Below are 22,525 nucleotides of genomic sequence, written 5' to 3'. Positions count from 1 at the left end.
AAATACGACAAACAGCGCTAACCCGGTCTTCCATCAATTCGCGGCTTAGATAATATTGCGGCATAGTTCACCACAAACAAACCAAACGCTAATGACCACAAGCCACCAGCAAGCCACAACCAAGTTTGGTAAAACTCAGGCAGCCATATCGGCATCAGAGCTCGCAAGATTGCCGCTATCGGTAAACATGCAAAGGCGATAATCATATTTGGCCCTTGATAAATATTGCGACTGGTGTGGCCTAATGACACCCGTGAAATCATCGACAAACAGATCCCAGCTAAGGTGCCGATAGCAAACAGGTGCAATAGGTGCCTATATGCCATTGAGTCATGGATATTCCAGGCCAGTAAAAATAGGGTAATAGGCAAGAATAAATAACTAAGCTGCAAAGACCACAACATAGGTTCAGCTAAGGTTTTATGAGGGAACCAGCGCGACCAGCGCACAAAATGCAGTGCTGCGGCAGCAAACAACAAAATCTGTTCGAGTAATGTTGGCATAAACTGCGCAATCGCCTGCGCGACCAATAACACCATAATCGCAATGAGGCTTTTATCCAGCACAGGGATAGGGTTAGGTTTAGTTTGTTTAATGCGGATTGCGGTAAAAAATGGGATCACTCGTCCGCCAACAATAGTAATTAGCAAGCCAAGCCACCACAGCATGGCTTGCCAGATCTGCTGACTAAGCGAAAAATCACGCTGACTTAGGGCGTAATAACTCAATAGGTTAATCCCCATCGCCACAAATAACATGATAGGGAAACCAATGTTATGCCATTGCTTTACTTTATAAATGCAGCGCCATAGCTTAATGGCAGTAAAGCTTAAAAAGAGTGAGTCGAGTATTGCTGGTAACCACAAGGGAATGGAGACTGGCAGCAGCAAGGTCAACCTTGCCAGTAACCAGCAGCTAAAGGTTAGCGCTAACGCCCACCCTTTCATGCCAGGCTGATTGGTCCAAGTTTGTACCGAGGTGAGTAAAAAACCACACACTATGGCTAAAGCAAAGCCAAATAGCATTTCATGTGGGTGCCACCACAAAGGTACCACCTTCACCCAAAAATCTGTTTGAAATAAGCTGTATTGCGGATAAAACCAAGTGAGTAACCATAGCGGCACAAACAGCATAGCCACCGCTGCGCCGCCTAAAAAGAAAGGCCGAAAACCTAATCTAAAAATGGCAGGGATTTTTTCAGTCTCTTTGGGATCATCAATATTAAGCATAGTTCAAACCTTACACAAAACTTGCATTTAAAATACAGCTTTTAGTTTAACTAGGTCATTTTTCGATAACAATGGAAATTAAAAACGATTATGACTTCTGTGAGCTAGGTTACTATCTCACTGTTTTCACTTATAGCTTTAGAGGTATCTCCTGCATAAAAGCACCGCATTACTCTGAGTAAAATCGTAGTAAAAAAGAGTATGCAAAGCGAACTCGTTAATATCAGCCCTTATCCCCAACACTTTGCATATTGTTAATGTTAGCCGTTTTTAACAGTATCATCGCCTTTAGCCTGCAAGAACTGCGAGCAATAGCTCAGTTAGTTTTTAACGCTGTAGCGTATTCGCGATAAATTATTTCTGCACCAATCCCTTATCGGCAAAAAGATTTAGCTCAACGGAATGTCTATGCTAGATTTAATAACAATCTGTTAAGCAAAGTGACTGGACAATCATGACAACCGCGGCAAAAAAAATCCTCGTATTGTATGCACACCCTTCCCAAGAGCGATCTGAAATCAATAAACCGCTATTTGATGCGACCAAGCAGCACCCCAATGTCACAGCAGTGGATCTGTATGCCGAATACCCAACATTTAGGATCAACATAGACAAGGAGCAACAACGCCTTGTCGAGCATGATGTGGTGGTGTTTATGTTTCCGCTGTATTGGTATTCCACCCCAGCGATTTTAAAAGAGTGGCAAGACTTAGTGTTAGAGTACAACTTTGCTTATGGTGCAAAAGGTAAAGCATTAGAGGGAAAAACCTTTATGTGCGTTATTAGCGCTGGCGGCAGTGAAGCTGCCTATAAAGAAGATGGCTTTAATCACTTTACCCTAAGAGAACTATTACGCCCATTAGAGCAAACAGCCAATCTAACCGGGATGCGCTTTATCGCGCCGTTTGCGCTATTTTGCGCCCGCAGTGCCTTTGAAGAAAATCGCGTTGATAGCCATGTAAATAGCTGGCTGAAAACCTTAACAGCCTTAAGTGAAGATAGAGTAGACATTGCTTTAGCCCAGTCACTTGAAAAGCTAAACGATCACTTAGAACAAGTCATCAGGGAGCGATAATGACAGCCTATTTTATTCAAGCATTTATCTATTTGTGCGCGGCTGTTATTGCGGTGCCCATTGCCAAACGATTAGGCCTAGGCTCAGTACTCGGCTATCTCATCGCGGGTGTTGTCATTGGGCCAATTATTGGCTTAGTGGGCACTGAAACCAACACCTTGCAACACTTTGCCGAGTTTGGTGTGGTGATGATGCTGTTTCTGGTGGGGCTTGAACTTGAGCCTAGAATGCTGTGGGACATGCGCAATAAGTTAATCGGCTTAGGTGGCTTACAAGTCGGTTTATCCACCTTGGTAGTGATGGGAATCGCCATGGCCTTTGGCTACGGCTGGACCATAGCTCTTACCGTGGGCATGATATTTTCACTTTCTTCTACCGCTATTGTGCTGCAAACCTTTAATGAAAAGAGCCTAACGAAAACTGAAGGGGGCAAGAACGCCTTTTCGGTGCTGCTATTTCAAGATATTGCCGTGATCCCCATGTTGGCGTTTATTCCACTGCTCGCCTTGCCTGAGCTCGTCGAAAAAGCCCAGTCTTTAGCGCAAACGGCTGCTGAGCATCATGAAGAGATATCCTTAGTTGCGGGCCTACCCGGATGGGCTTACGCCATAGTGGTGCTGTTAGCCATTGCCAGTGTGGTGGTGGGTGGGCATTTTTTAAGCCGACCGTTATTTCGTTATGTTGCTAGCTCAGGGCTGCGTGAAATCTTCACCGCCACTGCGCTAATGCTGGTGATTGGTATTGCGGCGTTGATGAGTTTAGTCGGCTTATCGCCAGCGTTAGGTACCTTCCTTGCCGGTGTGGTATTGGCTAACAGTGAATTTAGGCATGAGCTAGAATCCAACATTGAACCTTTTAAAGGGCTATTACTCGGGCTATTTTTTATCACCGTTGGTGCAGGTATCAACTTTGATGTGTTGTTTGCCAATATTGCCCCCGTATTAGCCATGACCTTTGCGGTAATGCTCATTAAGGCCGTTGTGCTATTAGTGTTAGCCTTTATCTTTAAGATCCGCGGCAGTGACCGCTGGCTGTTTGCCCTGAGTTTGGCGCAAGCTGGTGAGTTTGGCTTTGTATTACTCAGTTATACAGTGCAAAACCATGTAATCCCAACTGATCTTGCACAGTTGTTATCTCTAGTCGTGGCGCTATCTATGTTCCTTACTCCTGGGTTATTTATCCTGTTTGATAAAGTGATCTTGCCACGCTATGAAAAAACCGAAAACACCCGCGAGCCTGATGATATTGATGAAAAAGGCACGGTAATTATTGCCGGTGTTGGCCGTTTCGGGCAGATTGTTAACCGCCTGCTGGTGACTAATGGCGTGAAAACCGTGGTACTGGATCACGAGGTGCAACAGGTTGAGAACTTAAGAAAAATTAATACCAAGAGTTATTACGGCGATGCCACTCAGCCAGATCTTCTGCATACTGCCGGTATTGATAAAGCCAAAATGCTGGTGATTGCCATTGACGACCCTGAGCGCGCTGTGGGTTTAGTTGAATATATAAAGCACACTCATCCCCATGTGATAGTGATGGCGCGTGCATTTGACCGTCGTCATTTATACCGGTTGCGTAATGCGGGAGCAGACTTTATGGTCAGTGAAACGTTCCACTCTGCGCTGAACTTAGGTAAGCATGCGTTGATTAGGCTTGGGGTACACCCATTTAAGGCCGAACAACAGCGGGCAACGTTTTATGAAACTGAAGTGACCCATAAAGATACCTTGTATGAAGCGTGGAAACAGGTCACAGAAGACGATAAGTACTTAGTCCACTATCGCGATATGTTTATTCAATTAGAAGAAACGCTTAGTGCAGCGATGAAAAATGAGCGCTATCGTAGCTTTTCTAAATTGGAGCGTGGCTGGACGCCGCCACCGAAAAATGACACTACTGAGTTCTCTCAATCTGAAACTGATTAGTTACACCAATAAACATAAAAAAGCCCCGCTAACCTAAGTTAGCGGGGCTTTTAACTGGTAAACCTTTTAAACCATGTTTTAAAGGCTTACTGAATCTTTATACCAAGTTCATCTCTTGCACTTTCTCATGTGCAATTTCTGGTGTGGTTACAACTGGCTTAGAATGCAAATCAGCCTTCAGTTGTCCTTTACGATGCTTTAGTGCCGCATCGAGTTTTTTTGCTGCGCTGGTAATCGCTGGATACATAACAGGATCAGTACCAGAAGCGGAAATACTGCTACCCTCATAATTCGTTCTAATTTCAACCTGGAATTCGCCGTGCTCTTTAGCAATGATAATATCTAGGGCGATCAGGGTTGGAAAATGACTCTCTATCTTCGAAAACTTCTCTTGGACATGCTGTCTTACTACGTCTGTGACATCAACGTGGTGACCAGAAAGATTTATTTTCATAGGTTTTCCTTTTTACAATGATTTCACCTACTACACTTGGGTTTTTAGCGTTAAATTACAAGCTTTTATTAAAAATAATTTATCTAATGCTTGCTGGCAAAATAATCAACTCATCGCTACAGCCCAGTGTACATAGGGTAAAAACAATTTTTGTTATATTGATAATTTTCATCACACCGCCTGCCTGCATGGTTAAAACATAAGCTAAGCGGTCTTCCTAGAGCGCTTAAAAAATTAGCAAACAGCAATCTAATCCTCAAAAGCTCCTCTACTAATTTAGACAAAAATCGTCGCTTTGGCTTGATTTCAGTCACGATTTGGTTAAATAAATTTAAATTTATTTATATACAAAGTTCACATCAAACACTTAGATGCTAAAAACGCAACAAGCTTTCAGGAACTCCCTTCGGGCTCAGGCCAATATATACCCAGTTCAATATTCTATTTCGCACTTCCCTTCTGCGATATAACTCTCAAGTCTGGCACATTTACACCCAAACGAGAATGAAAAGAGTTATCATTTAATAAATTTAATGTAGAATGCCGACACTATTTCTTACTTCACAATATCAGTCTTTAGGTGTGCCTCTCAGTGCAAATAATAAAAACCAAGTTATTGCAACGGATTGACTCAAACAAGTTCAATGTTGGCTTGCGTGCATTTTCAGCGATTTTTATCGGTTACCTTTTAGCAGCCACTGCAACTGGATTGCTTGCTTTAGCCCTGCCATTACCACCAGCAGAAAGTACGTTAACCGCCACTATGCTGTCATTTGCAGTTTATGCCTGTGCTGGTATCTGGGCATTTAGCGTATCAAACAAATGGCGAGCGTTAATCGACCCACTTTGCCTTAGCGGAGTTTTTTATCTGCTTATTTTAGCTATAGGTTAAACAATGAAAGATTCATTTTTCCGCAGTATGACTTGGCTGCACACTTGGGTTGGCCTACTCGTTTGTTGGGTTTTGCTACTGGTATTTTTTGCAGGTACATTAAGTTACTACCGCTATGAAATGACGTTATGGAGCAAACCTGAGTTACACAAAAACGTCTTCCAACAATATGACAGCACCAAGGTCGCTAGCGAACTTGACAAAGCACAGCGTTATTTAGCTGAACATGCTCCAGATGCTCGTGACTGGCGAGTGTACTTTCCTACCGACCGTAAGCCTTATGTTAGCTACGCTTGGCAAACTCAACCAGAAGAGGGTCAGCGTCGTGGTAAGTTTGTAGAGCATATTGCACCACTTACCGGTGATCAGCTCATAACGGATGTGCGTGAATCTAAAGGTGGGCACTTTTTCTATCGCTTGCATTTCGACTTGCATTATCTACCCGCAAAAATCAGCCGCTGGATTGTGGGCTTTTGTACCATGTTTATGCTGGTCGCCCTGATTAGCGGTATCGTTATTCATAAACGTATTTTCAAAGACTTCTTTAGCTTTAGGCGCGGTAAAGGCAGCCGCTCTTGGCTAGATGCCCATAACGTCAGTTCAGTGCTGGCACTGCCTTATCATCTGATGATCACCTACACAGGTCTTGTCACTTTAATGATGATGTACATGCCTTGGGGCGTAATGACTGCATTTGATGGCGATTCAAAATCGTTTCGGCAACAGCTGAGCCCTAGCCGGGTGCAAGTCAAACCTGTAGGCGTTGACGCGCAGTTGGTTGCGCTTGATACACTATTGCCACAAGTGAAGCAGATTTGGATTAATGAGCCGATTAAGCAAGTAGTTATTAACAACCCTGGCGATCAAAATAGTAAGGTTAATTTCTACCGCGATACCCAAGAAGCTGTAACCGATAGACGCACTGCTATTAGCTTTAATGGCGTCACTGGCGAGTTAACTAGCCGCGGTATTGACCCTGATTCTGGTGCTCAAAATACTTATGATGTGCTCATTGCCCTGCATACTGGCCGTTTTGCAGAACATTGGCTGCGTGCACTGTTCTTTATCAGTGGCATTTTAGGGTGTGCGATGATCACCACAGGAACCTTGCTATGGGCGGTTAAAATTCGCCAGAAGCAACAAAAGCAGATTAAACAAGGTGCGACAGCAAGCTTTAGTTTGCGTTTGGTTGAAGGCTTAAACCTCACTTTTATTACTGGTCTACCACTGGCAACAGCAGCATTTTTCTATGCCAACCGTTTATTGCCAACAGAGCTTGCGAATCGCGCTCAATGGGAAGTTAACAGCTTCTTTATCGCACTAGCTGCGGTAGGTATTCTAGCCTGCTTTAACCGCAGCAAAACGGCTTGGCGCTTTACCTTAGCACTTGGCGGCGCGAGTCTTTGCGCAATCCCAGTACTGAATGCGCTAACTTCTAACAGCAATTTAATTGATAATATTAATTTACAGCAATGGCCGCTAGTTGGGTTTGACCTTATGTGCGTATTCATGGGCGCTGCACTATTTTTTGCTCGCACGAAACTCATCACCAAAACTGCTGTCAGACCAAAGAAGGCTGCAGCCGTTCGCAGCCCAAAAGAGGGATTTAACCATGCCTCAACCGCGACTAAAGAGGGAGCATAAGCCGTGATTTTAAGTCTTTTAGGATTTAGCTATCTCGCATTTGGATTATTAGCTTTGGCCATGTTTTCACACTATCGTGATACGTTTGCCAAAGCCCCTAACCCGCAACAAGCAAAAGCGCTCTATGTTGCCGGTTGGATTGGTATTGCAGGCACATTCTGGGGTTGTATAGCCACTCAAGGTGCCGCTTATGGCAGCATTTTGTTTTTCGGCCTGCTGTCATTTGCAGGCTTGCTGGTCATTTTAATGCTCAGTTATCGTGCCAAGCTTTTACCTTACTCAATGGCAATCAGCACATTGTTAAGCTCAGTATTAGTGGTGATGAACCAGTACCAGTTCGTTTAACGTTTATGAAAATAAGAGTGTAAAGAAAAAGCCTTTTGTATTTTTTTGCAAAAGGCTTTTTTGTATCTGCACGACTCTACTTTGATTTGGATTTTAATCTTTTATACCAATCGTTATAAGAACCCCATTCAGCTTAGGTACAGTTTAAGCGCTGCAAAACACGTTAGTATAAGACATTGATATTTTTGCTAACTAAATCAGAGGCGCTATGCTTGTATCTCATGCTAATTCACCGCTTAACAGCAATCCCCCTGCACCACGTGCGGAGAGATTAGAGCAGCCACTAAACCAGCCACAATCTCCGCTGAATCAAGCAACTCAATCAACTCAAGCAACTCAAATAGCACCTAGCGCCGCTAATGTAAGTCTTCACCTGCAGCAAGACACAGTAACCATAAGTGCTACTGCGCTTAGACTGTCTGCTACTAGTACCTCTACTAACGATATATCCAGCGATGAAAACGCTCCAGTGACTAAGCCAGAGTTACCCAATGATGGCGATAAAGCCAACGCTTATATCGAGTATCGAAAAGCAAAAATGCAATATCAGATCTATAGCGACATGGCTAGCATTGTCACTGGCAACAGTAACAATGTTTCTCCAGTAACTGCGCATTACCTCAGCAATAATGATCAAGCTCGTGCAGCGACTGTAGATGCTAAAGCTCAGCAACAACAAATCGCTACAATGCAAACCTACGCAGCTACTACCAGCGAATTAAACGACCAAGACTAGGTTAATCAATCGCGAGAATCGAGTAACCTGCGTAAGCAAAAGCACTGAGTACTGGGCACTGGGCACTGGGCAAAAGAATTGAGCATAAGATTAAGTTAAAACGGATTTGAAAGAAGCGGCTCGGCACTCAATTATTGATTATTCACTAATCACTCTTATTTGATTAATATCAACTCTCTATCATAATTTTGAGAGTAGCCTGACTTACCTCAAAGTTAGGCTGCTACACAAATTTTGTGTAAGCTTCATCAACCATAAGAGTCCGCATTATGAGTTTTAATATCAACCTAAGTTGGCACGCATCAGATGAGCCCGTTCTTGAGCCAACACAATTTTGTCGAGATCATCAAATCAGCTACGGCAGTGGTCAACAAGCCCAAGGCTCATCGGCACCAGAATATAATGGCTCAGTAGATAAAATTAATCCTGAAGAAAGTCTGTTAGCGGCACTTTCAAGCTGCCACATGCTGACATTTTTGACTATTGCCCATCTAAAGCGTTTACCCATTATCAGCTATCAAGACAATGCTACCGCGGAGCTTGGTAAAAACAGTGCCGGTAAGATTTTTGTCAGTAAAATTGTACTAGCGCCAAAAATTGAGTTTGCCACTGAAGTTGGTGACGATGTTATTGCGAAAATCCACGAAAAATCACACAGCAATTGCTTTATTGCAAATAGCCTAAGCCCTGAAACGATTGTTGAAATCAGCTACTAACTTTATTGACTATCGCTTATAAAAAAGCGAGGTGATTAACCTTCACCTCGCTTAAAGCTGTTCTAAATCACCTGTACGCTTTATATAAAATCATACTGGCATAGAAGTAACTTAGTCAGCATCATTCTCAATAAAGTCGTCAGTAAAGTCTGTTTCCCAATACTTATAACCTTGCACTGTTGCTTGAGCCGCAGCGCCCATTAAGTTCACCTGGTAAGTTTTTACACCAGAAACGTCAACTGACTGGTTTGCAGATGCTTGTTCACCACTGCCCTCATATTCAGCACTCGCCTCAGCTTGCGCTTGGCCCTCATAACCCGACTCTTTAAAGCGAGTTAATGCTGAGCGCTCGGTAAATGCTTGCACAAACGCTACTTGCTTCCAACCAATACCTGCACCAACACCGCCAGTCGCAAAGCGATAGTAAGAACGCTTACTGCCTTCATGTAATACACATACTCCGCCGCCAGTTGAAAGTGCAAACAGATAACTATTGCTGCCAGTACAAACCACATAGCCAACGGAGTTAGCTACTGCCGATTTAGCTCCTGGATGCTCACTGTAGATCTCTTGTAAAGCGGACTGGGTTTCTTCTCTAGCGTGCATTTTTTTTGCTTCAGGGGTATCACCTGTAGCACAGCCCGTAAGTAAGATAGGCAAGGCTACTGCAGCAACCTTTAAAGTATTGAGTCGGAACATGGGTTCATCCTTATAAATGGATAGTAAACAGCAAGTACATTTGTTAATTGATTTTGGCCATTTAACGTATAGCACAATAATCAAGCTATTGATTAGGTTATATATCACCCCAAAGCTTAACGATTGCTTGATAACGGTTTAATCACTATCACTTTTACCCAAATGTGCTTGTAACATCACTTAAGCGAGTGATGAGTGCTAAAGGCTGTTGCGCTTTTTAAGAAACTTCCAATCACGAGACTCTAAATAAAACGAGGCAAAAATCATATAAACGCCAACCATAAACAGCTGTAAAATTCGCAAGTAAAAGTTAACAGCAACATCTTTATCGGTTGAAGATGCAGTAGAGCCCACCACAACTAATAATGCCGACAAAATACCAGCGTAAAGCGGCGCTTTTTCTGGATTAGCATATATCTTTTGCCCAAACAATAGTGCAGCTAACATCGACATCCCGATATAAAAAGGTAACTCAGGCACTATGGTGAGCATGTTATAAAACACTATTGCCAGTGCGCCGCCAATACCATTAGTGATCAATAAAAACAGACTGACCTTTATGCTTTTTGCTCCCGCAGCTTGCAGTGACAAAATGGCGATAAAAATCATGGTTAATAGTGCACCGGAAATTTCTAAGAAATAGAAGAAGCAAATAACCGGAAAGGCAATAATCAAGGCTCTAAATGCTTCATGAGTTCGTTCATCATGGCTTTGTGCTGCGCTGGCGAGTTGCTCTTTGTTTGGCGATAAATCCGGTAGCAAGGCATGCAGCAAAGCAAAAATAGCCACCGCAACCACACCCGAAAAGCTCAAACCAACACCCACTAAAATTGCCGCTCCGGGCTGCAATAAACTCATGTAAGGCAAAAGCAGGGTTGCCACAATGAATATAGTCGCAAAGAAGTTCCAGCGAGGATCGCTAAATAGGTAATATCCCCACAACATCATCATTGCGATTAATGGTAATAACACCATAGGGTATTGCGTTGGCCCAAAGCTAACCAGCCAAGCTAACCCAATGGTAAATATCATTGAAATAAGCAGCTCGTAAACGGTTTGCAGTGTAGGCTCTTGGCGGTCGACTAAAAACTTAGCCACAAACACAGGTACGATAAAGGCTAATGGCCACGCAAAAATCGCAGAAACCGCCACTGCTAAACCTATGCCTAAGGTGAAGCGTAACACCCGCCGCGTGTAAATGGCCTCCTCTGACGCCACAGCTGTCTTTAGCGAGGCGCTGTCACTATCTGACATAAGAGAACCAACTCACTAAGCGGATCCAAAACTTGCCAAAGAGGTTAATCATGCTGCTATCGCTGGTATAAACAATTACGTCCGCTTGACCACCAACGCGTCTTAGCCCCACAGCTTCATCAGCTGATAGAACTATGGTGACCGGAAAGCGCTGAGATTGGCGCAGCCATCCTGTTTGCCCAGACACCTGTGCTAACTTGCCCGTTTGTTCGCTCTGCCCCCAGTCAATACCATAATCAATGCTACCCACTTTGGCTTTAAAGACTTCACCAGGTGCATAATCAAGTGCAAATTCAACATCATCGCCCGGTTGCATATTGCCTAGGCTGTTTTCGCGAAAATAAGCCTCAATCCACACATCTTCCGATGAGATAAAGGTCATTACCGGCTGACCCGCACTGGCGTAAATGCCCTCTTTTAATCTAAAATTTGACGCCACACCGTCAGTAGGTGCGGTTATTGATGTTCGCGCTAAATCAAGCTGGGCTTTTTCAAGGCTCAATAAGGCAGATTTAACGTTGGTATTATTTTCACCTTCAGCACCTAAGCGCTCTTCTGCCTTAGCAAGATCCGCCTTAGCACTGGCAACGCCGGCTTCAGCCTTAGTCAGCTCAGCCCGCGCATTATCAGCATCGGCCTGTGACATCACCGCTTTATCAACCATTTGGAATATACGTTTAGATTGCACTTGAGCATTTTTGAGGTTGGCTTGGGCGTTAGTCACCTTAGCTTGCGCTGCAGCGACATTTGCAGTTTGCGCACCTACATTTTGGCCCGCCTTTTTAAGGGACTGCTCAGCCTGATGTAGGGCTATTTCATAATCTTGCGGATTAATTTTAGCCAGCACATCACCCTGCTTAATTAAGGTATTCGGCGAAACCAAAATATCAATGATCTCACCAGAAACCTGCGGGCTAATAGGCACCACATAGCCACGAATTCGGCCCAAATCAGTAGAGGGAATAAAACGGTCGGCAATAAGGTGGAACACGAATAGAAAACTTACGACGATTAAAATAATATTAGTCGCTTTACGAATTTTATTGTTCTTAACCTTAGCTTGAGTATCAGTATTAGCTAATTCTTGACTCTTGGCTTCATCGTTTGCGATAGCACTTTTTTCTTCAGTCATACTCATCCCTTTGGTAACCGACTGGCAAGCTGCAATAAAAGCTCAGCACGAATGGCGTATTAAATAATTAAGCAATAAATTCTTTAGCTTAGTGTGAATTACTGCTTGATTACTCGCATTATTTTTTTATCCAGTTTAGTGTCTCTAACTGTAAACATTCAATGTTTTTGTAAAATAAATTCAACAAAAACGCGACGGCAAGATCCCATCTGCAATCGTTCGAAATTGAATGCTGGGCTTGCAAAAGGGATAAAGAAGGTTACTAAGAAAGAGAGGGATGAAAGATAGACGTTATAAACCATTATTGCAGGCTTATAACGCTATCTTGCTTTAGCTAGCGAACTCGCGGTTTATCAGAATGCTTTATGTACGTCCTCTGCCATGCCTTTAACTGGCATTGGTTTTGGTGCAAGTTTTGGCGTAGGTTGCTGTTTAACAGCCTGCTTTAGATAACTCACTGCTTTATCTAATTGGGCATCTGTGCCGCTAAATGTTGCGTATGGCAGGTTATCGACTTCGATATCAGGGCTGACACCGCGGCCCTCAATAATCCAACTGCCGTCCATTGCGTATTGCGGATATTCAGCCACACGAGCCATGCCTTTATCTGTTAGTGAATTACGCCCAGATAACCACACACCAGCACCTGCGGTTTGCTTACCAATTAATGGTGCAATGCCCAACGCCTTAACGCCTGCCGAGAAGGTTTCGCCGTCAGAATAGGTTAGCTGATCGGTTAACACGACTAACTTGCCGTTAAAGGTTTGCTGCATATTGCCTGATGGTGTGCCATGAGTCGGCGCCCAAAATGCCCAGGTTCTGCGCAGTAGCTTTTCGATGATCCAGCTATCAATATTACCGCCACGGTTACGACGCACATCGATAACTAACCCGTCTTTGTTAATATTGGCGTAAAACTCCCGCGCAAAGCTTGAGATATCACCGCTGCCCATAGCGTATAAGTGCAAGTAGCCAAATTTGCCGTCGCTGTCTTTAGACACTTTAGCGCTGTTATGTTGCACCCAGTCGGTATATCTCAGCTTGGCACTTTTAGATGGGCTAATTGGCTCAACAATTGTTTGATGGGTTTTACTGCCGCGCTTAAGGGTTAACAATACTTGCTTACCCTCTTGGTTACGTAGCAGCTTAGTCACATCGGCAATATTAGTGAGCGGCTTAGCATTGATTGCAACTATTACATCACCGACTTTGGCATTAACGCCCATTTGTGCAAGCGGTGCAGCTTGAGCTGGTAACTCTGGGTCCCCCTGATAAATATGCTCAATGACCACTCCCGCCTTAGTTTGCTCGATACGAGCACCAAGACTGGCAGATTTAGCTTTATCGGCATCTTTTGGTGCATCACCACCGCGAACTTGCGAGTGCAGTGAATCTAGCTCGCCCATCATCTGCGTAAACAGATCATTAAGCTCATGACGGTCTGTTAGTCTATCGACTAATGGCTGGTACTTAGCTTTGGTTGCTTGCCAATCTAAACCGCGCATACTCTTGTCATAGAATGAGTCACGGTGCATCAGCCAAGCATCTTCAAACATCTGTTGCCACTCGCTCGCTGGATCAATCGCCAATTGCCATAGATTAGTTTGCACATTGGCATTAGTCAGCTCTTTAGGCAGCTTGTCGCCAGCATCAACAATCAGCATTTCACTGCCTTGCTTAGACTGCTTGCGAATAAATAGCTTGCTTGAGTCTTGAGACAATTGATACTCGCCAACATCTTTAGCAAAAGTTTCAACTTTAGGGTTTAACGGGTCAAACTTAACCACTTTTAAGCTCGACTTACCGCTAGTTGTGGTATCAAGTAGATAAAACTTATCACCTGCCATTTGCAGCGAACTGTAGTTACCCGCAGCCACTGGCACTTGCCATAAACGACTGGCTAAACCTTTCCACTCGACTTCGGTTTCAATCTCGTCGTCATCCGCTTTTGCAGGCTTAGATAGCAACTCATTTGGCTTTTGAAAAGCAAAACGCGCGTCTTCATTTAAGGCAATGGCAAATACTTGGGTGCGCTTATCAAACATTGGCCCTAGGTTTCTATCTCCCCAAGGTGAAGTCGGTGTAGACACAAACTGACGGTTTGATAAGAAATACAGCCAATCACCATCGGCGCTAAAGCTTGGCGAAAATGACTCGTATTTGTCGCTGGTTAATGACTCTGCACGGTTGTCGTCTAATGAGTACAACACGATTTGCGGGCGTGCTTTACCCATTTCCGCTTTGGTTAATGCAATAAATTGGCTATCACCCGACCAAACGATATCGGCATAAGGGCCTAGTCCCTCGCCTTGGGTAATGATTTTTTTATTACTGCCTTTCTTTAAATCTAACAACCATACATTGCCGTCATAATCGTCATGGGCAAGGTAGCGTCCATTTGGTGACAAGTGCAGATCGAGTCTTAAGGTTTTGCCATCTTTAGTTAGCTGCTTGGCGTTATCGCTACCATCAGCGGCAAAGCGCCACACTTCTTGCTCGCCAGTTGCATCGCTAATGCCGTATACCCAAGCACCATCTTGGCTCATCACTGCGTTACGTACACGGTTATGACCAGGCAAGGCAATTTCAACTAGACGTTGACCATCGGTACCTGCGATTGCCACATGGCTGCGAGCAGTGATCACCACTTTGTCAGCCTTTGGTGACAAGTTAGTGGCCGTAGCGTATTTCATTGGTTCTTGCACCCAGTGCTCACGCTTTTGGGCAAAGTCTGAAATTAGGTCTATCGCAAGAGTTTGCTCTTTACCCGCTTTGATATCAAACAGCTTAATATCGGCGCCTTGCTGAAACACGATGCGGCCTTGGTTTAATCGAGCATTACGTACTTGCCACTCTTTGTACTGGGTATGCTGCTTGAGATCGCTGCCATCTGTAGCCATTGACCAGATATTGTCATTGCCATCACTATCGCTAACAAAATAAAGACGAGAATCCCAAAGCATAGGTTGTCTTACTGAGCCTTGATGATCTGCAGTTAACAAGGTCGCTTCTTGCTTGCTGCCAAGCTTAAACTTCCACAGCTCACCTTTTGCGCCACCACGATACACTTTAGCGTTATCGCCTGTTGTTTGTAGGCCAAAGCGGGTGAAGTAAACATACTCACCTTTATCATCAATAGCCCCTTCGATGGCATCGGCTAATGGTAAGTCTTCTGTAAGCAGGGTTTGTGGATCGACGGTTCTCAGTACCCAGTAATTCGCAGGGCCAAAGGCATTATCTGTGGCGTAAAGTACTTTGCCATCAGCAGTCCAACCTTGCACCCGCACACGGCTGTTTTCAAAGCTAACGCGCTTAGCTTGTCCGCCTTTAATTGGGATCACGTAAACTTCTGACGAGCCTTCATAATTTGCGACGTATGCTACAAACTTGCCGTCTTTTGAAATGGTTGCACCAAGCTCTTCTGCCGGTAAACTGGTTAAGCGCCTTGCTTGGGTGTCAGACAGTGCTTGAGTCCATAAATCGCCCTCAGCGGTGAACACTAAGGTTTGCTCGTTTAGCGCCGGCGCACGAAAATAGCCGGGCTTAAGAGTCGATTCTGAGGCGTGTGCAGGGGAAAGAGTCAAAGTTCCGAGAGCAAGCATACAGCATGCGAGTGAATGACGAATTTTCATCGAGCTAGCAATCCTATTGTTATTATTCGGGTAATGCCTTTATTCGGGCAAAATCTTTCAGGCCAACAAGGTAGCAAACTTTTGATAAAGCATCAGCAAATTATTCGCTATTAAGTATTAGCAAATATGTAATACCAAGCAGTATAAGAACTTGATCTACTCAGAGCGATTTTTGGCAAACGAATTCAAGGCGTATGTAAAAAAGCGTTAAATATAAAATAAGCAACTAAGCTAAATACAAGAGTATGCATTTAAGCGCTAACTATGATCTAGTAATAGTAACGCTGCATACAGTGACCATCTCACAGATAAGGAAGTTAAGAGGTCTATATGTCACCTGATTATATTCGCCCTTCTCTGAAGGATGATCCGAGAGTATGTAATGCGCTAAACAATATGCCAAAAAGCTGCGCAGACACTTTTAGTGAGTCACAACTGCACTATATGCGTTTAGCTTTGATCGACAACCGCTGGCAGAAACATTTTATTGATAATCGAGGCAGCTTTTATGTGCCATTTGTTGGTTGGCGATTTTTCTATGTACTGCTAATTGGCCGTAATAGACGCGCTCTGAGTCGTAAGGAAAAGCAATTAACCCTGGCGTTGTTTTCCCTTAGTGTATTGGGCTTTATTTTGATATCGCTGCTATTTGGGCTATTACTGCTTTATTTGCTCAAGTCAGCTCTTGGTATAGATTTATTTGAAGATACGTCGTTAGGAATATGGGACTGGTGGCAATCCCTGTAGCTTGGTGACTATAAAGCTTGTTGACGATAAAGCTTTGGTGGCTATAAAGCTCGTTGCTGCTCATTTTCTAACTGCCATTTACTAGCAATCGTTCACTGACGTTAGTCAACATACTTGTCATGCATGTTTAAACGATAACAGCCTGCAATTGCTGGCTGTTATCTGACTCGCAATATAATGATAGCTATAAGAGCTTGAACTTTAACGCCTAAATAGCTAAATATCTGAGCACCTAAGCAACTAATTAGCTAAGCCAGCGACTAACACAGTCTCGAATTAGTCGCGTTACGCTTTTAACCCTTAATGTCCGGACATTATCTCCTTTTGTAATGCCATAAAGCGCAAGTGGTAATCACTTTGCTCATCTTTTACCTCTGGCCATTGAGTCGAAATTTGCTGTAACTCGGTATGCGCCAATTCGATCTTTTTGGCAGCAACCAGTTGCTCAACCTTATCTAACTCCGCTGCTAGACTCAGTTTATTCGGCGCTTGAGCAAAACTTTCACCTTCTACTTTGCTCCTCGCCGCGGGCGCATTATCAGGCATGGCTCGCATCATTTGCGGCTGAGACTCTGTTTGTTCTGGTGCAGACATCAGCATAGGCTCACCTTGCTGCAATCCATCATTGTTATCCATTGTTGGATTGAGCATAAATAGCGTAACTACAACCATAACCGATGCTGCAGAAGATAACGGCAAGCGATATTGACGCCAGAAAGACTGGCTTTGCTGATGATTTACTCGCCCGGTAACGCTCATGCTCTGATTTTCCTCGGCAAGCTGCTCACGAGCCTGAGCTAAAATCTTACTATCAACCGATGCTGGTGGCAGCTCTTTTGCGCCTTTTTGATATAAAGATTTAATCTCTTCCTCAATGGCAGCATGTTCTTTATCAGTCATGACTTGCTCCTTGCCACTTTAAATCAACGCACTCTTTTAAACCTTTATAGGCATAACGAATGCGGCTTTTAGTCGCCTCTAATGTGGCACCTGCAATATCGGCAATGATGGCTGCAGTAAAGCCCATTTCAACATTGAGTAAAAACGCTTCTTTTTGCACTTGCGGCAGATTAGCAACGCAGCCTTTAAGTAAATCCGCTTTTTGATTATCAAGCAGTTGCGCTTCAAGGTTTTCATTATCACTCGCTAAGTGCGCTTCATGATCTTGTTCAGGCTCAAATACTTCAGTAAAGCTATCAACCGGCTTAACAGCTCTGACATGATCAATAATAAGATTATGCGCAATACGATATAACCAAGTGGTAAATTTAGCGCTGGTTTCGTACGTGCTAGCAGCCTTTATCACTCGGCTCCAGGTATCTTGATAGAGATCTTCAGCTAACTGCTGATCATGGATCTGCCTAACAAAATATCGATATAGCGGACCTTTGTGCTTTAGGTAAAGCACCTCAAATGCACGCGCACTACCAGCAGCATATTGCAACATTAAGGCTTGATCAGAATCGACTTGATTATCTGGTTCAACGGAGGACAAAGATGGTGCCACGGGCTTTTCCTTCACGAAATGGATTATCTTGTACTAGGGTTATCTCGTACTTAGTCTGCATTGAGACCCTTGATTTGTCTAGCACCAGCTCAACAAAGCTAGTGATTCAAACTAGGTAAGCAAAAGTTTGACTTGAAATGGGAAATATAGATAAGAAGTTAAGCTTAATATTCTGAAAAGGCACAGGCGGATTAGTATAGAAAAACAGCAAAAAAAATACCGCTAAGAATTAACTTAACGGTATTTCATCGCTAACAGGCGAATATAGAATCGACCGGCTAACTTAAGCTAGTTTTGCTTGAAGTGCTGCGTCTTTAGCTTGTACAGCTTCAGCCGACTTAGCGCGCTCTTCTTTAACAGCAACAGCAAGGGCATCATCACCTACTGCTAGCATTTGCGCAGCTAGGTAACCTGCGTTTTTAGCACCAGCACTGCCAATAGCAACGGTAGCTACAGGAACGCCGCCAGGCATCATCACTGTTGATAATAGTGCATCGTGGCCTTGTAGTGGACCACAATCAACTGGAACACCGATTACTGGGCGAGTAGTAATACCAGCAACAGCACCAGCTAAGTGCGCAGCAAGACCTGCGGCACAAATAAAGACTTTACAACCACGCGCTTCTGCATCGGTTACATAAGCGTGTGTAGCAGCAGGCGTACGGTGCGCTGAAGTTACTTTTGCTTCAAAGTCGATTTCGAAAGTTTTAAGCACATCGAGGGTGGCTTGCATTGTAGGCAGATCTGAATCAGATCCCATTAATACTGCAACAAATGGTTTGCTCATTTTAAGTCCTTGAGTAGGGCGGTACATTATTATATTTGAGCGCATTATAATGATATTTAGCGCACTTAGTAAACAGACTTCCCCCAAGCCTGCGCGGCAATTATCCCTAAGCTTTAGCATAACTGCAAATAACTTATTCATACATATGTATAACAAATCGGCAAAATAGTGAATTCGTATTTTTATCGGCTTGTTTGTCTACGTTTGTTGTGTGAACGGTCACTTAATCAGCAGTAAATAATGTGTAGATATTATAAAAAAGTAGCATTAATACTCGAAAGTTCTGATAAATAAGCCACTTGAGAGCCATACAACTTTGTCAGATGGCGTTTTTTTTCTTATTATGGATTAGAGGTAATGCATTAGTTAGCTGCTAGCCTTATCAACAAAAGCGACTTTGTACCACGGTGAGTTTACGAATAAGGATATTCATGACGCCCATTAAAGACAGCTTAAAGAAAAAGAAGATAGATTCACTCGACCTAAAAACGCATCTCGCGCTTTTAGGCGCCCCTATGTTATTGCTGTTAATTGTATGGGCAGTATTTTTTAGTATCAGTAATAACCCTAACTCAGTGGCTAATCTCGTACTTGTCGCCATTATTTACCTACTTGGATACAGCTTAAGTTACTACTTTCATCAAGGTCGTCTAAATCGGCTCTGGGAGCACTTGCAGCAGGTCATTCATGTGAATGACACCACCTTTGAGCTAGTTAATATTGCGAATCAATACCAAGATGAACGTGCGTTTCTTGATGCGCTATTAAAGAAAGCGGTCAGCAGTATCGATGGCGCAGAAATGGGCTCAATCATCAAAGTGGATAGCCAAAGCGGCGAGTTGCATTTTGAGTCGACCATCGGCATTGATATCGAAAAGCTTAGAAGTGTGCAATTTAATCTCAAGCAATCGTTTGAATACAAACTAACAAAAGGCAAGTGCGACAGAGTGGTTGTTATTGATGATATGGCCAATATCAATGCCCACAGCAGCTTATCGACAACTGAGCAACAAGTATTCTTAAGTGCTCCACTGTACCCCATTCGCTCCACTCTCTCTAGTCCAATACATATCGATGGCGCGCTGTATGGCATGTTGAATTTAGATAGCGCTACAGCCAAAGCATTTAGCCATTACGACAGAAACCTAGTGGCGATATTGACCCATGAAGCTGCGAACGCCATCGCCCTTTACCAGAAAACCCGCCAAATTAATCTTTTAGCAAACTATGACAGTCTAACCGAGCTTTATAACCGTCAGCGTTTTGAGCAAGGGGTAAAACAGTGGAAAATTAAGCCGCACTTTGGCAGCTATTTAATTGTATTGGATTTAGATAACTTAAAAGTTATTAACGATAATTATGGCCACCTCGTAGGCGATAAAGCGATACAAACATTTGCCACAGCCTTAAAGCAAATCTGGCATCAAAAACACCTTATCGCTCGTTATGGGGGTGACGAATTTATTGCCCTTTGCCATGGTCCGCAAGCGCAAATTGAAGCAGATTTGCAGCAATTACAACAAACATTATTTAGTCAGCAAATGGCTATTTCGAATCCAGGCTCACAAACCGAGACACTAAGCACTGAAAACATCAGTTTTAGCTATGGCATCGCCAATTACCAAGGGCATTTAGATGCAAGCTTTAGAGTCGCCGACAAAATGATGTATCAAAACAAACGCCGTAAGCAAAACTCGACCGAATAATCTGTTATTAAAAGATAGCTACACACAGATCCGGTTAAGTACTTTTTCTAGCATAGCCGAGGTTTGCTTTTGCTCGAATGCTTGCTCAGAAATGGTTTTTAAACTTGAATGCACATCTTGGCTTAAGCGAGCAATTTCTGTTGCTCGACCTTTGATACTTGAAGTCGCGCTTTGTTGGCCCTCAATGCTATGACGGATCTCACCAGCCAAATTATCCAATTGATTAAATGCGCTATCTATCTCGCTAAATGCGCTAGAGACTCTGTCACACTGCAATAAGCTTTCTTGGCTCTCCTTTTGGCTCGCACCAATAGCCGCCACAGCCTGACTGGTTTTAGCTTGAAAGCCCTCAACAATACTCTGAATTTCGACCGTTGACTCTTGAGTGCGATGGGCAAGCGCTCTGACTTCATCGGCCACTACCGCAAAGCCGCGTCCTTGCTCACCCGCCCTTGCAGCTTCAATGGCGGCATTTAGCGCTAATAAGTTAGTTTGCTCGGCAATACTCTTAATCACTTCAAGTACATTACCAATTTTAAAACTGTCTTGATGTAAAATATCCAGATCGCTTACTAAGCTTGTTATACCTTGGGTGAACTCTTGCATAAATTGCTGGTTTCTAAGCGCATCGCTTGTGCCTAATTGCAGTAGTTCATTAGCCTGTGTCGATGTTGACTTGAGCTCTTGTGCATTGCCCGTTAATTCTACGGCTGTGTCATCAATTTCAGTCAGGCTTAAACTGATCTGCTCATTTTCGGTGACGCTTTTATCAACTGATGATTCAGCTAATGTCATCTGCTCTGACAGTTGCTCCGAACCTTGTCGAAAACTTTCGGCATCATTACGTATTTTATCGAGTACATCTTTTAAGCCTTCAATAAAATCACCTAAGCTGGTTGAAATATATGCCAATTGATCATTAGCATTGTCAACCAAACGAGCTTCTGGTGCTTGCTCAGTACTCACCACTAATGCCAAATATTGCTGCAGCTTTGCCAAACGCAAACTGATTAGCTGACGACACTGCCACCACGAAACGCCAAATTGAATAGAGACCGTGATAACAAACAAAAGCAGAATATCGACCTTACTCATCTCAGCAGGAAAAAATATCAGTAAAACCAAGACCGCTATGATGGCAACCCCAAGCATAGGAAGTGTCAGTTTCAATTGCAGTTTATTGTCATAACGTGTTTGCATATAGGTTCCATCTATTGGCATAGTAATTTCAGCTGCAGAATAAAATTATTTTAACAACTCGTCTACATACTATCGGTCGCAATAGAAAAAGATGAATAGCAATGCCATAAAAAAAAGCCTCTGCATTGCAGAGGCTTTAATGTTTTTATCTGATATGGATTAACGGCTATCGACTAACCGAAGAATAGTCGCCATAACCAAGACGAATCTAAATCTTCTTGGCATTGCCGATATTGGGCGGCATAGCGTTTTGAACGGGCATCTACTCTACCGGCAACCTTAATCAACCAAGCTTTTTGATTATAGGTTTTACGCTGATAGCCACCCCAGCCTTCGTGATAATTTAAATACTGATTACGCGCATCCCATTTAGATACACCGTTTATTTTGTGGGTTTTGTAAATAAACCAACCCATAAAATCCATCGCATCATCAAAGTTACTGCGACTCGACCATGAATTACCGGTCTCTTTAACATAATCGTCCCAGGTCATGGTTTTAGCTTGAGCATAGCCATAAGCCGAACTTGCTCGGCCGATTGGAATAAAACCCAAAAAGTACTCCATAGGTGGCGCCGCATTATGCTTAAACGAGCTTTCTTGATACATCATGGCTAACGGCACATGCACAGGTACGCCCCACTTTTCACGGGTATTTTTAGCAGCGCTATACCAGGAGCGATTTTCAGTATAGATAGAACAAAGGTTCTCAGGATCTTTTGGTGGAGGAGTTGCACAGCCAGTTAACAAGCTAGCTAGAATAACAGTCGCAATTAATGCAGGCCATTTCATAAAAAGGGATACCAACAGACAGTGATAGCAAAATCCTAGTGTCACACTGAT

At 43.4% G+C, this 22,525-nt stretch carries 20 protein-coding genes; 9 read left to right on the top strand and 11 right to left on the bottom strand.

The genetic code is table 11. The features are described from left to right. Positions 1-17: 17 nt before the first annotated feature. A complete protein-coding gene (locus tag L2740_RS16910; RefSeq protein ID WP_248951258.1) occupies positions 18-1,229 on the bottom strand; it encodes an NnrS family protein in 1,212 nt (403 codons plus the stop codon). Positions 1,230-1,683: 454 nt separating this feature from the next. On the opposite strand from L2740_RS16910, the gene L2740_RS16905 reads away from it, so the two are divergent. After that, positions 1,684-2,304: an NAD(P)H-dependent oxidoreductase gene (locus L2740_RS16905; protein ID WP_248951257.1), complete on the top strand. Its 621-nt coding sequence runs from the start codon at positions 1,684-1,686 to the stop codon at positions 2,302-2,304. After that, positions 2,304-4,232 carry a monovalent cation:proton antiporter-2 (CPA2) family protein gene (locus L2740_RS16900; protein WP_248951256.1) on the top strand — a complete coding sequence of 643 codons (1,929 nt, stop codon included), beginning with the start codon at positions 2,304-2,306 and terminating at the stop codon, positions 4,230-4,232. The genes L2740_RS16905 and L2740_RS16900 overlap by 1 nt, the downstream gene beginning before the upstream one ends. 97 nt (positions 4,233-4,329) lie before the next feature. Here L2740_RS16900 and hpf read toward each other — a convergent pair whose 3' ends face one another. Next, entirely contained in the window at positions 4,330-4,686 is a 357-nt protein-coding gene (gene hpf / locus L2740_RS16895) for a ribosome hibernation-promoting factor, HPF/YfiA family (protein ID WP_248951255.1), read from the bottom strand. Between the two features lie 592 nt (positions 4,687-5,278). On the opposite strand from hpf, the gene L2740_RS16890 reads away from it, so the two are divergent. From L2740_RS16890 to L2740_RS16870, 5 genes are all read left to right on the top strand, one after another. Continuing rightward, a complete protein-coding gene (locus L2740_RS16890) occupies positions 5,279-5,578 on the top strand; it encodes a hypothetical protein (RefSeq protein ID WP_248951254.1) in 300 nt (99 codons plus the stop codon). A 3-nt stretch (positions 5,579-5,581) separates the two neighbouring features. Further along, positions 5,582-7,222: a PepSY-associated TM helix domain-containing protein gene (locus L2740_RS16885; protein ID WP_248951253.1), complete on the top strand. Its 1,641-nt coding sequence runs from the start codon at positions 5,582-5,584 to the stop codon at positions 7,220-7,222. Positions 7,223-7,225: 3 nt separating this feature from the next. Continuing rightward, positions 7,226-7,567, top strand: a complete 342-nt coding sequence (locus tag L2740_RS16880; RefSeq protein WP_220781710.1) for a DUF3325 domain-containing protein — start codon at positions 7,226-7,228, stop codon at positions 7,565-7,567. Between the two features lie 208 nt (positions 7,568-7,775). Next, positions 7,776-8,303 carry a hypothetical protein gene (locus L2740_RS16875; RefSeq protein WP_248951252.1) on the top strand — a complete coding sequence of 176 codons (528 nt, stop codon included), beginning with the start codon at positions 7,776-7,778 and terminating at the stop codon, positions 8,301-8,303. 269 nt (positions 8,304-8,572) lie between these two features. Continuing rightward, entirely contained in the window at positions 8,573-9,019 is a 447-nt protein-coding gene (locus tag L2740_RS16870) for an OsmC family protein (protein ID WP_248951251.1), read from the top strand. A gap of 111 nt (positions 9,020-9,130) precedes the next feature. On the opposite strand, the gene L2740_RS16865 is transcribed toward L2740_RS16870, so the two are convergent. From L2740_RS16865 to L2740_RS16850, 4 genes are all read right to left on the bottom strand, one after another. Then, positions 9,131-9,718 carry a lipid-binding SYLF domain-containing protein gene (locus L2740_RS16865; RefSeq protein WP_248951250.1) on the bottom strand — a complete coding sequence of 196 codons (588 nt, stop codon included), beginning with the start codon at positions 9,716-9,718 and terminating at the stop codon, positions 9,131-9,133. 198 nt (positions 9,719-9,916) lie between these two features. Then, entirely contained in the window at positions 9,917-10,972 is a 1,056-nt protein-coding gene (locus tag L2740_RS16860; protein ID WP_248951249.1) for a DUF2955 domain-containing protein, read from the bottom strand. After that, positions 10,962-12,104, bottom strand: a complete 1,143-nt coding sequence (locus L2740_RS16855) for an HlyD family secretion protein (protein WP_248951248.1) — start codon at positions 12,102-12,104, stop codon at positions 10,962-10,964. The genes L2740_RS16860 and L2740_RS16855 overlap by 11 nt, the downstream gene beginning before the upstream one ends. A 353-nt stretch (positions 12,105-12,457) precedes the next feature. After that, the gene (locus L2740_RS16850) at positions 12,458-15,736 is read right to left on the bottom strand and encodes a S41 family peptidase (RefSeq protein WP_248951247.1); all 3,279 of its coding nucleotides are present in this window, start codon (positions 15,734-15,736) and stop codon (positions 12,458-12,460) included. Between the two features lie 330 nt (positions 15,737-16,066). Here L2740_RS16850 and L2740_RS16845 point away from each other — a divergent pair, with 330 nt between their 5' ends. Further along, entirely contained in the window at positions 16,067-16,483 is a 417-nt protein-coding gene (locus L2740_RS16845) for a hypothetical protein (RefSeq protein WP_248951246.1), read from the top strand. 300 nt (positions 16,484-16,783) lie between these two features. Here the strand turns inward: L2740_RS16845 and L2740_RS16840 are convergent, their stop codons facing one another. The 3 genes from L2740_RS16840 to purE all read right to left on the bottom strand — a co-directional run bounded on the left by L2740_RS16840 (position 16,784) and on the right by purE (position 18,777). Beyond that, positions 16,784-17,383, bottom strand: a complete 600-nt coding sequence (locus tag L2740_RS16840) for a hypothetical protein (RefSeq protein WP_248951245.1) — start codon at positions 17,381-17,383, stop codon at positions 16,784-16,786. Beyond that, positions 17,376-17,930 (bottom strand): sigma-70 family RNA polymerase sigma factor, encoded by a 555-nt coding sequence (locus tag L2740_RS16835; RefSeq protein WP_248951269.1) that lies wholly within the window; start codon positions 17,928-17,930, stop codon positions 17,376-17,378. The genes L2740_RS16840 and L2740_RS16835 overlap by 8 nt, the downstream gene beginning before the upstream one ends. Positions 17,931-18,273: 343 nt before the next feature. Beyond that, positions 18,274-18,777, bottom strand: coding sequence for a 5-(carboxyamino)imidazole ribonucleotide mutase (gene purE, locus L2740_RS16830; protein ID WP_248468739.1), 504 nt, complete (start codon positions 18,775-18,777; stop codon positions 18,274-18,276). Between the two features lie 431 nt (positions 18,778-19,208). On the opposite strand from purE, the gene L2740_RS16825 reads away from it, so the two are divergent. Continuing rightward, positions 19,209-20,483 (top strand): sensor domain-containing diguanylate cyclase, encoded by a 1,275-nt coding sequence (locus tag L2740_RS16825; protein WP_248951244.1) that lies wholly within the window; start codon positions 19,209-19,211, stop codon positions 20,481-20,483. Positions 20,484-20,501: 18 nt separating this feature from the next. Here L2740_RS16825 and L2740_RS21480 read toward each other — a convergent pair whose 3' ends face one another. Together L2740_RS21480 and L2740_RS16815 are read right to left on the bottom strand one after the other, a co-directional pair. After that, positions 20,502-21,683, bottom strand: a complete 1,182-nt coding sequence (locus L2740_RS21480; protein WP_275974338.1) for a methyl-accepting chemotaxis protein — start codon at positions 21,681-21,683, stop codon at positions 20,502-20,504. Between the two features lie 173 nt (positions 21,684-21,856). After that, the gene (locus L2740_RS16815; RefSeq protein ID WP_248468742.1) at positions 21,857-22,474 is read right to left on the bottom strand and encodes a transglycosylase SLT domain-containing protein; all 618 of its coding nucleotides are present in this window, start codon (positions 22,472-22,474) and stop codon (positions 21,857-21,859) included. Between the last annotated feature and the right edge of the window lie 51 nt (positions 22,475-22,525).

It is taken from the genome of Shewanella pneumatophori (assembly GCF_023283895.1).
Lineage (GTDB): Bacteria > Pseudomonadota > Gammaproteobacteria > Enterobacterales > Shewanellaceae > Shewanella > Shewanella pneumatophori.
Note: the sequence above shows the minus strand (reverse complement) of the source record. Positions and strands in the feature narration are given on the sequence as shown.

What these genes read in the sequence shown, in the direction of transcription:
- L2740_RS16870 (WP_248951251.1), top strand. Translation starts at nt 8,573, where the DNA reads ATGAGTTTTAATATCAACCTAAGTTGGCACGCATCAGATGAGCCCGTT.
- L2740_RS16850 (WP_248951247.1), bottom strand. Translation starts at nt 15,736, where the DNA reads ATGAAAATTCGTCATTCACTCGCATGCTGTATGCTTGCTCTCGGAACT.
- L2740_RS16905 (WP_248951257.1), top strand. Translation starts at nt 1,684, where the DNA reads ATGACAACCGCGGCAAAAAAAATCCTCGTATTGTATGCACACCCTTCC.
- L2740_RS16835 (WP_248951269.1), bottom strand. Translation starts at nt 17,930, where the DNA reads ATGTTGCAATATGCTGCTGGTAGTGCGCGTGCATTTGAGGTGCTTTAC.
- hpf (WP_248951255.1), bottom strand. Translation starts at nt 4,686, where the DNA reads ATGAAAATAAATCTTTCTGGTCACCACGTTGATGTCACAGACGTAGTA.
- L2740_RS16885 (WP_248951253.1), top strand. Translation starts at nt 5,582, where the DNA reads ATGAAAGATTCATTTTTCCGCAGTATGACTTGGCTGCACACTTGGGTT.
- L2740_RS21480 (WP_275974338.1), bottom strand. Translation starts at nt 21,683, where the DNA reads ATGCAAACACGTTATGACAATAAACTGCAATTGAAACTGACACTTCCT.
- L2740_RS16865 (WP_248951250.1), bottom strand. Translation starts at nt 9,718, where the DNA reads ATGTTCCGACTCAATACTTTAAAGGTTGCTGCAGTAGCCTTGCCTATC.
- L2740_RS16910 (WP_248951258.1), bottom strand. Translation starts at nt 1,229, where the DNA reads ATGCTTAATATTGATGATCCCAAAGAGACTGAAAAAATCCCTGCCATT.
- L2740_RS16900 (WP_248951256.1), top strand. Translation starts at nt 2,304, where the DNA reads ATGACAGCCTATTTTATTCAAGCATTTATCTATTTGTGCGCGGCTGTT.
- L2740_RS16845 (WP_248951246.1), top strand. Translation starts at nt 16,067, where the DNA reads ATGTCACCTGATTATATTCGCCCTTCTCTGAAGGATGATCCGAGAGTA.
- purE (WP_248468739.1), bottom strand. Translation starts at nt 18,777, where the DNA reads ATGAGCAAACCATTTGTTGCAGTATTAATGGGATCTGATTCAGATCTG.
- L2740_RS16815 (WP_248468742.1), bottom strand. Translation starts at nt 22,474, where the DNA reads ATGAAATGGCCTGCATTAATTGCGACTGTTATTCTAGCTAGCTTGTTA.
- L2740_RS16825 (WP_248951244.1), top strand. Translation starts at nt 19,209, where the DNA reads ATGACGCCCATTAAAGACAGCTTAAAGAAAAAGAAGATAGATTCACTC.
- L2740_RS16855 (WP_248951248.1), bottom strand. Translation starts at nt 12,104, where the DNA reads ATGACTGAAGAAAAAAGTGCTATCGCAAACGATGAAGCCAAGAGTCAA.
- L2740_RS16860 (WP_248951249.1), bottom strand. Translation starts at nt 10,972, where the DNA reads ATGTCAGATAGTGACAGCGCCTCGCTAAAGACAGCTGTGGCGTCAGAG.
- L2740_RS16840 (WP_248951245.1), bottom strand. Translation starts at nt 17,383, where the DNA reads ATGACTGATAAAGAACATGCTGCCATTGAGGAAGAGATTAAATCTTTA.
- L2740_RS16875 (WP_248951252.1), top strand. Translation starts at nt 7,776, where the DNA reads ATGCTTGTATCTCATGCTAATTCACCGCTTAACAGCAATCCCCCTGCA.